Below are 14,845 nucleotides of genomic sequence, written 5' to 3' on the forward strand. Positions count from 1 at the left end.
AATATCGATATGAAAAAGATAATATTTTGTTTAACAGTTTTACTGACTTTGTTCAATACGACTTCCTGCCAGCAGGATTTTCTGAACAAAGAGCCACAGGATCAGTTTTCTGAGGATGCCGTATGGAATGACGCAGCATTGATCCAAACTTTTATTAATAACACCTACCGTGGGTTAGGTCATGGGTTCAACAATGTGATGTTCTCCACCTTTAGTGACGAATCAATGGCAGTTTGGGGACCCGTTGTTAACGTTACAAAAGGGCTTATCAACGCCAGTGATATCAACGACTGGGCAAATGATAGAGCAGGTTATTTCGTGTGGGATAATGTTTACAAAAACATACGGGCGACCAACTTGTTTTTTAGTAAAATAGAAACTGCCACCACGCTGGATGACGCTACCAAGAAAATGTACATGGGTGAAGAGCACTTTGTTCGTGCCTATCTGTATCATAATCTGGTTTCTGTTTATGGTGGTGTACCTATCATCACAGAAGCTTATGGGCTTAATGAAGATTATGCTGCACCACGTAATACTTACGAAGAGTGTATCAAATTCATTGCTGATGAGTGTGATAAAGCTGCGGCTTTGCTTCCTGTAACCCAATCTTCTGCTAATACCGGGCGTGCAACCAAGGGTGCTGCACTGGCACTGAAAGCACGTACATTGCTTTACGCCGCCAGTGATCTTTACGCCAATCCAACCTGGTCAAGTGGTTATGCAAACACAGAGCTGATTGGTTACAAAGGTGGTGACCGTGCAGCCAGATGGAAAGCTGCCAAAGACGCTGCCAAAGCAGTAATGGATCTGGGTGTTTACAGCCTGAATGCGCCAAACCCGGCTTCAATTGCGGAAGCTTCTAAAAACCGTGAGGATATGTTTGTATCCAAGCAGTCGCCAGAAGACATTCACGTTCGTTTCTTCCTCGCCAAATTGGATAATGATGGTGCATGGCCTGGCCGTTCCAATGGTCCGAATGGCTACCACAACTGGGGTGGAAATACACCTTTGGGGCAACTGGTTGACGATTACGAAATGAAAGACGGTACCAAGTTTTCTTGGAGCAATCCGGCTCATGCAGCTGATCCTTACGCTGGCCGTGATTCACGTTTGTATTCGGATATTTTGTTTGAAGGGGCTCAATGGAGACAACGCCCTGCTGATGTGATCGATAAAGATCCGAAGGGAATTATACAGGTTGGATATTGGGAAAAATGGAATGCTGCTACTTCTAAGGTGGATGTTGTTGCCGGACTTGATACGCGCAAAGGCCCAATTGAAGACTGGAACGGAACGTACTCTGGTTATTATCTGAAGAAGTTTATGGATCCGGCAGTAGATGCACAGTTTTTTAGATCTGAGGTGCCGTGGAGATTTATCAGATACACCGAAATTCTGTTGAACTATGCAGAAGCATGTATCAATCTGGGCGAAGAAGCGGAAGCGAAAAAATATCTGAACATGATTCGCAAGCGTGCAGCTATGCCTGACATTACGGAAACAGGTGCTGCCTTGGTGAAGAGATATCAGAATGAACGCCGTGTGGAGATGGCTTATGAAGAGCAACGTTATTTTGATGTGCGCCGCTGGATGATTGCCCCGCAGGTGTATAGCAATGCACGTGGTGTGGAAGCAACTTACAAGCTAAACGCAGACAAAACGACGGCTGCCAAACCAACTTACAAAATAATAGAGGTTCAGCAACGCGCCTGGGTTAACAGGAACTATTTCCTTCCTATTAAGTTGGATGAAATGAATAAGAATAACAAACTGATTCAAAATCCGGGATATTAACAATTAATATGAAATTGGGGTATGCTGATCGTTGTGATTGGCATACCCCATTTTATTGTTAAATACTTTTTTGAATCTTATTAAAAGTTGATTTTTCGTATTTTTCTGCAAGAAATTCCTTCGTATACCTATACCCAATATCAAACAGTACCTTAGTTTTTCTAAAATCAAAAGTATTATATGTGCCAAGCTCCGGGGCTTCGATAAGCATATCGCAACGGTCGAGGCTGGCTTTTGCTTTGCCGCGCATGGCAAGTCTGAAACTCCTGTAAGTGATGTTGTGGATGTGGGAAACCGGTTTTGTGAAGTTGATCGGGTTGCAGTGAATGCCAATTAAATAGTCAACCTCTTTTTCTATCGCAGCAACAGGGAGGTTATTAAAAATGGCTCCATCTACAAGTTCTCTTCCCTGAAATCGAATGGGTTTGAAAATTCCCGGCAAACAGCAAGAAGCCAAAACTGGTCTTGCCAGTTCGCCACTTCGGAAACATACTTCTTCGCCTGCATGAATATCCGTTGTAGTTACAGTGAGGGGCGTTTTTAATGCTTCAAAAGTATTTTCGGGAATGTATTTGATCAGGATTTTTTCGGCATTTTCGATATTCAGCATCCCACCGGTACTAAACCCAAACCGAAGGAAACGGTAAAATTTTGTTTCAATAAAAATGTCAAGAATCTCGTCGGGAGAATAACCATACGCAAGCAAAGCACCAATAAATGCACCTGCACTCGTTCCACTGATCACGTCAAATTTGTAACCGGCCTCAATCAATGCTTTAACAGTACCAATATGTGAGGCCCCACGTGCTCCGCCTCCTGAAAGTACAAGTCCTGTTTTCATAAGTCTCTGTTTAAACACGGAGATACGCTGAGTTTTTGCTCTATCTCCGTGAACCTCCGTTTTTTACTCCGTGCACCTCCGTGGTATGTAATTTTACAAGAAATTAAGCAAATCACCTCGCTCTCTGATTTTGATTCCCTTTTCCGTTTGTTCCACCACGGCTGCCTCGTACAACGGGTCATGTTCGAATAGTAGTATACATTTTTCGTCAACCGCCATTTGTAAAACCTGCTCCTTTTCCTGCATGGTAAGCAGCGGGCGCACGTCGTAACTCATAATCCACGGAAGCGGAATGTGAAAAGACGAAGGCAGAAGATCGGCAACGTATAATATTTTCTGATCCTGATAACGAATTACAGGCAGCATCATTTGCTCGGTATGTCCGTCAACATGAATGAAATCTATATTGGAGAAAGGAGAATTGCCTTTTTCGATATATTTCAGCTGTCCGGATTCTTGTATTGGCAAAATATTTTCCTTCAAAAACGAAGCTTTCTCGCGTGGATTGGGATTCACAGCCCATTGCCAGTGGCTGTTATTGGACCAGTAATTGGCATTTGGAAAAACAGGAACCAACCCCGATCTGTTCTGATTATACTTCACAGCTCCACCCACATGATCGAAATGCAAGTGGGTCAGGATAACATCAGTTATATCTTCGGGTTCGAAGCCTTTTTTGCGGATAGATGACAGCAACGTTGCATCCCCATGCAGGTCGTAAAAACCAAAGAATTTCTCATCCTGTTTGTCGCCAAGTCCTGTATCGATGAGTATTAGTTTATCGCCGTCTTCAATAAGCAGGCAGCGCATGGCCCAGCTGCACAGGTTTTTTTCATCCGCCGGGTTGTGTTTGTTCCACAAGGTTTTGGGTACCACGCCGAACATGGCGCCACCGTCAAGTTTGAAAAAGCCGGTGTCGATGATATGTATGTTCATAAGGGAAATATCAAATAAAATCGTCTTACTTTTATGCGTTTACAAGCTTAAACATATCATTAATTTTTCAGTTTCCGTCTTTTTTTGCAGGTAGCACCTGTTCCTTTTATGCATATTTCCGGTTCATCCAAGTTACTCTTTTGCTTTTTAGTGTGTACAGCTCTGGCCACTCCTCCATACAGTTTTGCACAAAAAACGCCTGCTGACTACGTTGAAACAAGGATAGGAACGGCACCATCCACCACAGAAAGTGCGCGGTTGCACAGTGAGGCGGGAAGTGAACTGAAAGGACAGACGATGCCTGCCGTGGGAACACCACATGGGATGACGCAATGGACACCACAAACTCGTGCTACCGAAACAAAATGCATTGCACCCTATTACTTTAATGATACCAAATTCCAGGGTTTCAGAGGGACACACTGGCTCAATGGCTCTTGTGTGCAGGATTACGGAACACTCACTGTAATGCCCATGTCGGGAGAGCTTAAAGTGAATCCGGAACTTCGGGCTTCTGCTTTTTTGCATGAAAAAGAAAAAACGTCACCCGATTATTATGGAGTATTTCTGGAAGATTATAAGATCAATGCGGAGGTAACAGCTACGCCACGGGCAGCCATGATGCGTTTCCGGTTTGAAGGCGGTGACGAAAATTTTATAGTCATTGAACCCAACAGCGACGAAGGGGAAGGTTTTGTGGAGGTTTTTCCTGAAAGAGGCGAGGTTGTTGGTTACAATCCCGTGCATCGTATTTATCAGGGATCAGGTGAGCATGCAGGGTTTAGCGGATATTTTGTCTTAAAATTTGATAAAAAAATTACGCAGTTCGGGGTCTGGAAAGGCGATACAATACTACCTGGTGGCCGGGATCTGACTGGCAAAGGGCAACGTGAGAAACTAGGAGCGTACGTTGGTTTTGGTGTGGCTGGTCAAATTATAAATGTAAGTATTGGAACCTCATTCACCAGTCTGGAAGGAGCAAGGCTGAATCTGGAAAAGGAACTGACAGGTAAAACTTTTGAGAGTATTCAAAAAAACACAAAAAAACTTTGGAATGAGGCTTTGGGTAAAGTACAGGTAAAGGGTGATGAAAAAGACAAGATTTTGTTTTACAGCGCCTTATATCGTACCAAGCTTTCGCCACGCCTGTTCTCCGATTCGGACGGGAAATATCCCTCTTTCGCAGGAGGAACACCACTGGAGAAAGCAGATGGGTTTGACTACTATTGCGATTACAGCATGTGGGATACGTTCCGGGCGGCTATGCCGTTGCATCATTTGCTGGAACCACGCCAGTCGGGTGATATGATGCAATCGCTGGTAAAAAAGGCAGAACAAGGTGGTTGGATGCCTATTTTTCCTTGTTGGAACCAATACACAGCTGCCATGGTCGGTGATCATTCGGCTTCGGTAATAGCAGACGCTTATGCTAAAAATATCCGGAATTTTGATCTGAATTCGGCTTACACCTATTTGCGAAAAAACGCTTTTGAAGCCAATACCAATCCCAAAAGTTACCGGGAAGGAAAAGGCAGACGGGGCATGGAATCATATCTTAAATACGGATACATTCCTTTGGAAGACAGTGTATGGCAGGCTTTTCACAAAAGAGAACAGGTTAGTCGCACACTCGAATATGCCTATGACGACTTCGCTTTGTCGGTGTTGGCCAAGGGTTTAGGTCATAAGGAAGATGCGGAAATCCTGCAAAAACATGCTTTGAATTATAAAAATGTAATAGATCCAGCAACTGGTTATGCGCGTGGCAGATATGCGGATGGCAGCTGGATAAAATCTTTTGATCCATTCGTAAAACGTTCGCCGTTTATTACGGAAGGTTCGCCGGCTCAGTACACCTGGTTTGTGCCTCAGGACATTGCCGGACTGTCCAAGATAATGGGTGGATACCAACCATTTACCAACAAGCTGGATACGCTTTTTGAACAAGGACACTACTGGCATGGCAACGAACCAAATCACCAGATCGCCTATTTGTATGCGTATGCAGGCCAACCGTGGAAAACACAGAAATGGGTTCGCAAAATCATCAGTGAAGAATATGATATCGGAATGGGTGGACTGAGTGGTAATGAAGATGGGGGACAAATGTCGGCCTGGCTGGCATTCAGTATGATTGGGATGTATCCTGTCGCTCCCGGTACGCCTGAATATGTATTGGGAAGCCCTGTTTTTCCTGAGGTTGTGTTGAATACAGGCAAGGGTAAAAAGTTTGTAATTGAGGCAAAAAATGTTTCGGAACAGGTGCTTTATATCCAGTCGGCTACGCTGAATGGAAAACCTTTTGCCAGAACCTATTTAACCCATGATGAGCTTGTAAATGGAGGACGTCTTGTTTTGCAAATGGGAAGTGAGCCAAATACGAAATGGGGTGCCGATGTAAAGAACGCGCCGTTTTCGATGTCTCGATAGTATGTTGTTACACAGAGAGCCACTGAGTTAAGAAGAGGTTCACAGAGAATATTAAAACTCTGTGAATATTCTTAGTTCGGAAGAACAACAGTTAATATTAAATAATCTCTGTGGCTCTCTTTTAGCCTTTGTGTAATTTATCATAGAAAAACTCAACGCTTAGAATCCCAATAGTTCATTGTTACACAGAGAGCCACGGAGTTAAACAGAGGTTCACAGAGAATATTTAAAAATGCAGTGAAGCTTTCTTTTTCAGTGTTAAAAAACCAAAATGATCTCTGTGGCTCTCTTTTAGTCTCTGTGAATCTCTGTGTAATTTGACACAAACAATTTCAGCACAACTCCAATTAGAAATCCCCCTGGAATTTAATTTTTTTGAATACTCCCCCCGATCGCATAATTTCACATATTATAATGTTTCCGGTTCGCCGGAATTAACTATCATCAATAATTGTATGAAAAAAATGTGGTATTGGGCCGGGCTGGCTTTGTTTTCGCTGGTTGCCGAGGCACAAACAAACCTTTCTCCTGAGCAGCTTTGGAAACTTGGACGTGTTTCGGCATCAGGTATTTCCAAAGACAAAAAATATGTGATCTATTCCGTAGGTACGCCGGATCTTGAAACAAACAAAACCAACAGGAAAACCTATCGTATACCGGTGACGGGGGGTACTCCGGAAGAAATTAAGGATGCAGGTGAATATCTCGTAAACTCAAAAATTTCTCCTGACGGTAAACACATCATCAGCAGCGAGGCGGTGAGAGAAATGGATATAACCGGTGCCGATAAATACAAGGATCTTCCTAAGTCGGACGCTTATGTGTTTACTTCACTCAACTACCGGCATTGGGATACCTGGGAGGACGGCAAGTTTGACCACGTATTTGTTGCGCCGTATGCCAATGGAAAGGCGGGAACGGCAAAGGACATTATGGCGGGAGAGAAATTCGATTGTCCACAAAAGCCATTTGGCGGCGATGAAGATTACATCTGGAATCCTGATGGCAAGCGAGTTTTATACGTAACCAAGAAAAAATTCGGAACCGATTATGCAGTGAGCACCAATACGGATCTGTTTGAATACGATATAGAAAAAGGCACCACTGTAAACCTGACTAAGGAAAACAAGGGATACGATGTAGCGCCTGCGTATAATGAGAAAGGGCAACTTGCCTGGCTACAAATGAAAAGAGACGGATATGAGGCCGACAAGCAGGATATTATCGTGAGTGACGGAAAGGTGAAAATGAACCTGACGCAGCAGCGTGACGATGTTCATGTGGACGGTTTTGTATGGGGCGAAGATGGCCGTACAATCTTTTTCTGGGCTGCTACGGACGGTACTGTTCAGTTGTTTAAAGTAAATTATCCGGGACTGACGAGAATGGCTGCTGTCATCACGCAGATCACCAAAGGAGATTTTGACATCAATGGCGTGCATGGTCAGGTTGGCAACCAACTTGTTGTTTCCCGCAGCGACATGAACCGCGCAAGCGAGCTTTATACTGTTGACATAGAATCGGGTGACATGAAACAGCTGACTCATGTAAACGATGAAGTTTTCAGTGGATTGGGCAAGTGTAAAACGGAAAGAAAATGGGTGACTACTACGGATGGAAAGAAAATGTTGGTTTGGGTAATTTATCCTCCCGGCTTCGATCCTGCTAAAAAATACCCTACTTTATTGTATTGCCAGGGAGGACCTCAGTCGGCTCTGACACAGTTTTATTCGTATCGCTGGAATTTCCAGCTAATGGCTTCTCAGGGATACATTGTGGTTGCGCCAAATCGTCGCGGTATGCCGGGGCATGGTACCAAGTGGAACGAGCAGGTGAGTAAAGATTGGGGTGGACAGGTTATAAAAGATTATCTGAGTGCAATTGATGCTGAGGCGAAACAGCCTTATGTAGACAAATCCCGACTGGGTTGTGTAGGCGCAAGTTTTGGCGGATTCTCGGTATTTGCATTACAAGCGCAGCACAATGGTCGTTTCAAAACGTTTATCTCGCATGATGGCGTCTTCGACTTCCGTAGCATGTACGGCACCACGGACGAAATGTTTTTTGAAAACTGGGAAAAAGGCGGAAACTACTGGGATAAGAAAAATGCGGTTGCACAGCGTTCTTTCAGCCAGTCGCCAAGCAATTTTGTGGATCAGTGGAAAACGCCAATTTTTATCATTCAGGGAGGAAAAGATTACCGCGTTCCGATTGAACAGGGATTACAGGCATTTCAGGCTGCTCAGTTGAAGGGAATTAAGAGCAAATTGCTATACCTACCGGAAGAAAATCACTGGGTGCTTAGTGCTCAGAATGCCATTGTGTGGCAGCGTGAGTTTTTTAGCTGGTTGAAAGAAACTTTGTAAACGATTGGTTTAGCGTTTTTCGAAAATGAAATTGGGTGGTCAGTGTTAGTTCGCGGTCCACCCTTTTTTTTCTATTTCAACCTTTTTCCTGATCGGCTTTACAAACCTTCAACATAAACCACAAGGCTGGTCAGATCCTGATTGATGGACCTGATCGTGGATTGGAGTTGGTTGATCATGGATGAACGTGTATGAAAATCATCTGCATGATAAATGCCTCCGTTTCCAAAGATCAAACTTTGTTTATCTCCTTCTGCTTCACCATCAAATTCAAACTCAACCCATCTGTTTTTGATACTTTGAGATAACGTTTTGTCGCCTTTGTTGCTGAATTGTTTTTCATGAAGCATCTTCCACACAAAACCCGGATAGTCCGTATTGATTTCTGTTTCAGTCCATATTGATCTCAGCAGATTTCGTTCATGATTGAATTCCAGTTTATGGCCTTTGGGATTGATTGTAACAGCTCCCAAGCCTGCACTAATCAAACCACCACTTACACCGATCGCCGTTTGCGCACCTTCGCCGGAGACCACCACGGTAGCCACAGTGGTTAGCGCGGCAACGATAACCGAAGCAACGGTGTAATTCCGGTTTCGTTTATCATCCAGATTGTCCAGATAAGCTCCTGCCATATCTGCACGTTCTCCTTCGCAGTCGAGTTCTGCTGCGATGGCCTGCAATTCTATCTGTGCGATCCGTATTCGCCCGTTTATTTTTTGTAACAAACGCAGTCTTTCAAGTGAAAGTGAATCGGTATTATTTTTTGACAATTTACGCACCTGCTCACTGATACCCAGGATTTTGCATAGCAGCTGGTCATGTGGATTTATTTTTGTATTTGATAAATCAACCGACTTGTCATCTTTCCAAAAATCCAGTGAAAGTTGGTAAGGAACATTGGGTGTACAATAGCTGTTTTTTAGTCCAATCAGCTTGGAATTAGATATTTTCCTGGCCGGGCTACAAGATGCAAACCAAACAAGAAAAAGCAGATACGGGAGCTTTCGACTGTGTTTGACTAGATGGTAAAATGAAAATTTCATGTGTGTTGTTGATCAGAATGTGTAATGAAGGTAACAATTATTCACTAATCTGATGACTTCTTAGAGCCTAATCAACGTGTGGTAGCACTCTTGGAATGGCAAAAATTTCCTTCTGGCGTCCGTCTATAAACCGGAATCCGGCTTTGTCATAATAACCATCTTCTTCCAGCATAATCCGGATAGTTTTGTTCCATTCTTCTATTTTAACAGACACATTGAGCTCAATGGAATAGGCCGTATTTTCATACAACGGATAATCTCCTGTTCCTTTCACCGCTTTCTGATTGTCCCACATACCAATTGCCGGTCCGGCGGCGTGTCCATGAGAACCAATCGGGTGAGAATAAATGGAACCTGTTATGCCTTCGCTGTCGGCTTGTTTCAGAGCTTCCGTTAGCATTTCGTTTCCTGTTTTGCCAGATTTGAAACGTTCTACCAAAATATCCTGTAAACGATTGCCTTGTTTGAGGGCTTTTTTTAAACTTTCAGGAACATCCTTTTCCCCGGGTTTCAGAATGTAAGCATGTTGCTGCTGGTCTGTATTTAGTCGGAGATAGGTTATGCCAAAATCCACATGAATAAGATCTCCCGGCATGATCGGTTGTGATCCGGGTCTTTTGGCAAAAGTTCTCAAATGATCAAAATTTTTGTCATCGGCTCGTTGTATATCTACTGTTGGATGAAACCAGGTATTCAACCCGAGGTCAGTTACACGCTGGCGCAGATACCATACCACATCGTCAGTAGTGGTTATACCCGGCTGGATCACTTTTTCTGAAAATGCTTCCTGAATAATTTCATGAGAAATACGGCATATCATCGGATAAAGAACCATTTCCTTTTCGGTGCGGGTTTCCAGCCACCCAATAGAAAGGCGCTCCGCTGACACAACTTTGGACTTAAATTCCTTGGGTAGTTTTGCGATAAATTCCTCGTGTTCGGTGTAGGTCAGCCCGTCTGCGTGTGCAAAAGTGGGAGAGAAGTTCAGCCCGATTTTCTTCGGGTTTTTCGCTTTGATTACCTTCATCAATGCATCCCATTGATCCGGATTGGAACTGATGTCCCACTCTCCGGTAAGCAACGTTCCCACATCGTACCGCGCAATGGCAAGTTTGTCAAGTGGCTTTCCATCTCCCGGATCAAAAAATACCATAATGGTTCGTCTTCTTGCCGACAGCCAAACACTCGGAAGCATTGTTTTCATCACCGGATCTTCGTTGTATTCTCTGGAAATAATCACCCACATATCAATTCCTTCACGGCGCATCAGTTTTGGCAGGAGGTTCTCGAAGCGGTCTTCCAGAATATTGTCTATCACTGCGGCACGTTCTCTTTCCGGCAGAATCACCGGAAAGGTTTGGGCAGAGACGGAAAGTGTGGTTGTTAATGTAAGAAATAGCAGGTAAAATAGGCTTTTGCACATAACAGGAGTAGTTATCTTTAACTTCTTCAAGATAAGGAAAATATCATTTTATGCCAGCGGAGAAATTGGAATTGAGCAATATTGGTATCGAATCAAATAATTTAAATGAATTTGAAACCAAACAAAAAACGACCGCACTGAAAACCAGCGCGGTCGTTTTTTTATACTTGAAAGCAGATTAGCTTATCTCGTAAAACTTTGTCCGACAAACTTCATTACTTCCGGCAGAGCAGTGCGCCAGTATGTCCAGGTATGGCCGCCATCACGAATGCGGAATTCATGCGGAACCGCTTTGTCGATCAGTGCCGAATGCAGTGCCATGTTGCCTTTGATTAAGAAATCATCGTCACCGCAGTCGATGTAATATTTTACTGATTTTAGTTTTTCCAAAGGCGTCGTTTCGATGATTTTCAGAATGGAATTTTTATACCAGTTTTCCGTCAATCGTCCTTTTCCAGGAGCCGATTTGCCAAACAAACCTGCAAACAAACCATCCCAACGTTCAGCTGGCATGGCTGCTATATCGTCGTCGGTCCAGAAAGCGCCGCTCAGAGGTGCCGCTGCTGCGAACAAATCTGTATGTTTTGTAGCCATGATCATGGTTCCATAGCCTCCCATTGAAAGTCCTGCAACGGCTCTGAATTCCTTTTTAGGACGGGCACGATACGTTGCCTCAATATGCGGGATAAATTCATTCACGAAAAAGTCCTCGTACTTTTCTTTTCCATCTGCATTGTTGATGTAAAAGGTTACACCTGCATCAGGCATCACAATAATCATGGCTGGCGCTACTCCGCTGTTGATCGTTTCATCTGCGATACGCTGAGCCTCGCCAAACTGAGTCCAGCCCGTTTCGTCGTCGGTATAGCCATGCAACAGATAAAGCACAGGATAACTGCGGTTGGTTTTGTCGTAATCCGCAGGAAGGTAAATGTTATATTCAATGTCTTTTCCCATGGCCTTACTCTTCACTTTCAGGCTTTCTTTGATCAGGCCGTTTTGTGCGTAGGAAACCAGCGAAATAAGTAAAAATAGGATGGTAGTAATTTTTTTCATTTGATTATCGGGATTTTGAAATTTAATGATGCCCTGAAAAGATTTCAGGGTTAAAATTGTACGATTAAGCGTTAATTTTCAATGATTAAGCCGATAGCTGTTTTGTTATCATTGTGTTAAGAATCGACTTGACAGCCGTGTGCATATCCTATCTGTTTAAAGCATGCGTCATATCCTTAATTACCTGTTCCAAACCTTAAATATTTATGTTATTTCACTCCGTCCGTAGCGCCAGTTTATTGCGCTCTGTCCAAAATAGTTTTATCATTTTCCTGTTCTGTTTTTCAACTCTGGTTTTAGCTCAGGGCAAAAAGGAAGATTACCAGCGGGCAGAGCTTGTGAAGCAGGCGATGGACAACAAAGTTTACAATGCACCATCGGGTTTTAATTGGCTCGACAACGAACATAAGTTCTGGTATGCAAACCCGACTGCAAATGGCAAGAGGTTTATACTGGTAGATGTGAAAAGCAAAAGTAAACAACCCGCATTTGACCATGCCAAACTTGCCAGCGCATTATCGGCTACGTCAGGTAAAAAGGTGCTTGCTGACAGCATTCCTTTTTCAGAAATCAGCTTTGTTGATAATGGAAAATCTCTTGAATTTCAATTCAATGACACAACCTGGAAATGCGATTTGGCTTCATATAAAATAGAGAAAACAACCAAAAGACCGGACGCAAGAAGAGGCAGATACTGGGGTGATGGCAGCGAGGAGAATAACCGCCCGCCCGTTACCTCACCAGATGGCAAATGGATTGCTTTTATAAAAAGTTACAATGTGTATGTGCAGCCGGCTGATAAGTCAGAAACCGAAACGCCGCTGAGCTTCGACGGTTCGGAAGGAGAAAATTATTCAGCAGCATTGGTTTGGTCCCCGGATTCGAAAAAGCTGGCTACATTTAAGATCCGTCCCAATAAACCGCATTTGATCTACTTCATTGAGTCAACTCCTGCTGATCAGTTTCAGCCAAAATTGCATACCAGAAATTACCTGAAACCCGGCGATGCGCTTCCGCAAAAGCAGCCTCATTTGTTTGTTGTGGCTTCTAAAAAGCATGTTGAAGTTAAAACGACAATGGGGCATCAATATGCCACAACCAACCCGAAATGGTGGAACGACAGTCGCGGATTCAGTTTTGAATACAATGAAAGAGGACACCAGGCTTACAAGGTTATCAATGTAGATGCAGAAAGCGGGCTCGCAACAGATGTGATCGCAGAGAGCAGCAAAACCTTTATCGATTACAGTGGCAAGAAATACAGATATGATGTAAATGACGGAAAGGAGATCATCTGGGCATCGGAGCGGGACGGCTGGAATCACCTGTATTTGTACGACGGCCTGACAGGTAAAGTGAAAAATCAGATTACCAAAGGCGAGTGGGTGGTAAGAAAAGTGGTGAAGGTTGATGAAAAAACAAGAACGATTATTTTTGAAGGCAGTGGAAGAGAAAAAGGTCAGGATCCGTACCTGATCCAGTATTACAGAATAGGATTTGACGGAAACGGCCTGACGGCGCTTACTTCCGAAAACGGAACGCATACAGCTACATTTTCGCCAGACTACCAATATTTTGTAGACACGTATTCGAGGGTGGATTTGCCACCAGTTACGAGTCTGAAAAGTGCTGTGGATGGTAAAATTGTCCAGGAAATTGAGAAGGCAGACATCAGCGAATTGCAGAAAATGGGGTGGAAGGCACCGGAAGTTTTTGTAGCAAAAGCGCGGGATAATGAAACCGATATATATGGAATTATTGTGAGGCCAATCAACTACAATCCAAAGAAGAAATATCCGGTAATAGAGTTGATATATGCTGGTCCGCACAGTTCCCACGCACCAAAAGTTTTCAATTCTGATTTCCGTTATCGGTTTTTGCACGAATTGGCCGAACTTGGTTTCATTGTCGTACAGCTCGATGGGATGGGAACTTCAAACCGTTCAAAAGCTTTTCATGATGTATGCTGGCAAAATATAAAAGATGCCGGTTTCCCTGATCGCATTAAATGGATAAAAGCAGCAGCTGCAAAATATCCATACATGGATGCAACCCGTGTCGGTATTTTCGGGAATTCAGCTGGTGGACAAAACTCGGCAGCGGCGCTTTTGCTTCATCCCGATTTTTACACAGTGGCCGTTTCATCGTCGGGTTGCCATGATAACCGCATGGACAAAATCTGGTGGAACGAACAGTGGATGGGTTATCCGATCGGACCGCATTATGCCGAATCTTCCAACTCCACACACGCAGCCAAACTGAAAGGAAAGCTGTTACTTATTTTGGGAGAAATGGATGATAACGTTGATCCTGCTTCGACAATGCAGTTTATGGATGCGCTGATTAAGGCCAACAAACCTTTCGATTTTCTGATGGTACCTGGTATGGGTCATTCCATGGGCGGCGATTACGGTGAGCACAAGAGACGTGATTTCTTCGTGAAACACCTGCTGGGTGTAGAACCGCCGGCCTGGGAAGGAATGAATTAACACCGGTCTGAACGACATAGTCGGTCTGAACGAAGAAGGAATGAATTAGCAACGGTCTGAACGACATAGTCGGTCTGAACGAAGAAGCACAGGGCTGGATGAGCCAAAACCGGATAAATTAATTTGGTTTTGCCGTTCAGCCCGCTTGCAGCGTGCAGACCGGGGTCTCACTTCACTTCTGTAAGTAAATACCTCCTCCTGGTTTCATTAATCAGAAATTTTTTCTGGGCGGTGAAACTATCCGGATGCATGGTTTTAAAAAGTTCACGCCATTCTTCGAAACGCGGCCTGTCGTGCTTTTGGAAAGTTTGTGTGTCTATTTTTTTTGACTTCAGATATTCGTCGAATTCCATGCGGTGTTATTTTTTTGCAATATATCGGTTTTAGCCAAAACAAGTCCACAAATACCATCTGCTTTACCGTTTTCCTGTTTAACTTCACCTCCGCACTCCGTTTTTACA

Annotated in this window: 10 protein-coding genes; 4 read left to right on the plus strand and 6 right to left on the minus strand. The window is 43.7% G+C overall.

The annotated features are described in order from the left end of the window. Positions 1-9 precede the first annotated feature (9 nt). Positions 10-1,797 (plus strand): RagB/SusD family nutrient uptake outer membrane protein, encoded by a 1,788-nt coding sequence (locus LZG71_RS26000; protein WP_233825486.1) that lies wholly within the window; start codon positions 10-12, stop codon positions 1,795-1,797. Between the two features lie 58 nt (positions 1,798-1,855). Here LZG71_RS26000 and LZG71_RS26005 read toward each other — a convergent pair whose 3' ends face one another. Beyond that, positions 1,856-2,638, minus strand: a complete 783-nt coding sequence (locus LZG71_RS26005) for a patatin-like phospholipase family protein (protein ID WP_233825488.1) — start codon at positions 2,636-2,638, stop codon at positions 1,856-1,858. A gap of 93 nt (positions 2,639-2,731) precedes the next feature. Continuing rightward, entirely contained in the window at positions 2,732-3,574 is an 843-nt protein-coding gene (locus LZG71_RS26010; RefSeq protein ID WP_233825490.1) for an MBL fold metallo-hydrolase, read from the minus strand. Between the two features lie 108 nt (positions 3,575-3,682). Here LZG71_RS26010 and LZG71_RS26015 point away from each other — a divergent pair, with 108 nt between their 5' ends. Further along, entirely contained in the window at positions 3,683-6,004 is a 2,322-nt protein-coding gene (locus tag LZG71_RS26015) for a GH92 family glycosyl hydrolase (RefSeq protein WP_255713221.1), read from the plus strand. A 455-nt stretch (positions 6,005-6,459) separates the two neighbouring features. Further along, complete coding sequence (locus LZG71_RS26020) at positions 6,460-8,370, plus strand: S9 family peptidase (protein WP_233825494.1); 1,911 nt, start codon at positions 6,460-6,462, stop codon at positions 8,368-8,370. A 98-nt stretch (positions 8,371-8,468) separates the two neighbouring features. On the opposite strand, the gene LZG71_RS26025 is transcribed toward LZG71_RS26020, so the two are convergent. The 3 genes from LZG71_RS26025 to LZG71_RS26035 all read right to left on the minus strand — a co-directional run bounded on the left by LZG71_RS26025 (position 8,469) and on the right by LZG71_RS26035 (position 11,895). Continuing rightward, the gene (locus tag LZG71_RS26025; protein ID WP_233825496.1) at positions 8,469-9,416 is read right to left on the minus strand and encodes a hypothetical protein; all 948 of its coding nucleotides are present in this window, start codon (positions 9,414-9,416) and stop codon (positions 8,469-8,471) included. Between the two features lie 67 nt (positions 9,417-9,483). After that, positions 9,484-10,839, minus strand: coding sequence for a M24 family metallopeptidase (locus LZG71_RS26030; RefSeq protein ID WP_233825498.1), 1,356 nt, complete (start codon positions 10,837-10,839; stop codon positions 9,484-9,486). A 183-nt stretch (positions 10,840-11,022) separates the two neighbouring features. Next, entirely contained in the window at positions 11,023-11,895 is an 873-nt protein-coding gene (locus LZG71_RS26035; RefSeq protein ID WP_233825500.1) for an esterase family protein, read from the minus strand. 206 nt (positions 11,896-12,101) lie between these two features. On the opposite strand from LZG71_RS26035, the gene LZG71_RS26040 reads away from it, so the two are divergent. After that, the gene (locus LZG71_RS26040) at positions 12,102-14,384 is read left to right on the plus strand and encodes a S9 family peptidase (RefSeq protein ID WP_233825502.1); all 2,283 of its coding nucleotides are present in this window, start codon (positions 12,102-12,104) and stop codon (positions 14,382-14,384) included. Between the two features lie 167 nt (positions 14,385-14,551). Here LZG71_RS26040 and LZG71_RS26045 read toward each other — a convergent pair whose 3' ends face one another. Beyond that, complete coding sequence (locus tag LZG71_RS26045) at positions 14,552-14,737, minus strand: hypothetical protein (protein ID WP_233825504.1); 186 nt, start codon at positions 14,735-14,737, stop codon at positions 14,552-14,554. Between the last annotated feature and the right edge of the window lie 108 nt (positions 14,738-14,845).

It is taken from the genome of Dyadobacter sp. CY312 (assembly GCF_021390535.1).
Taxonomy (GTDB): domain Bacteria; phylum Bacteroidota; class Bacteroidia; order Cytophagales; family Spirosomataceae; genus Dyadobacter.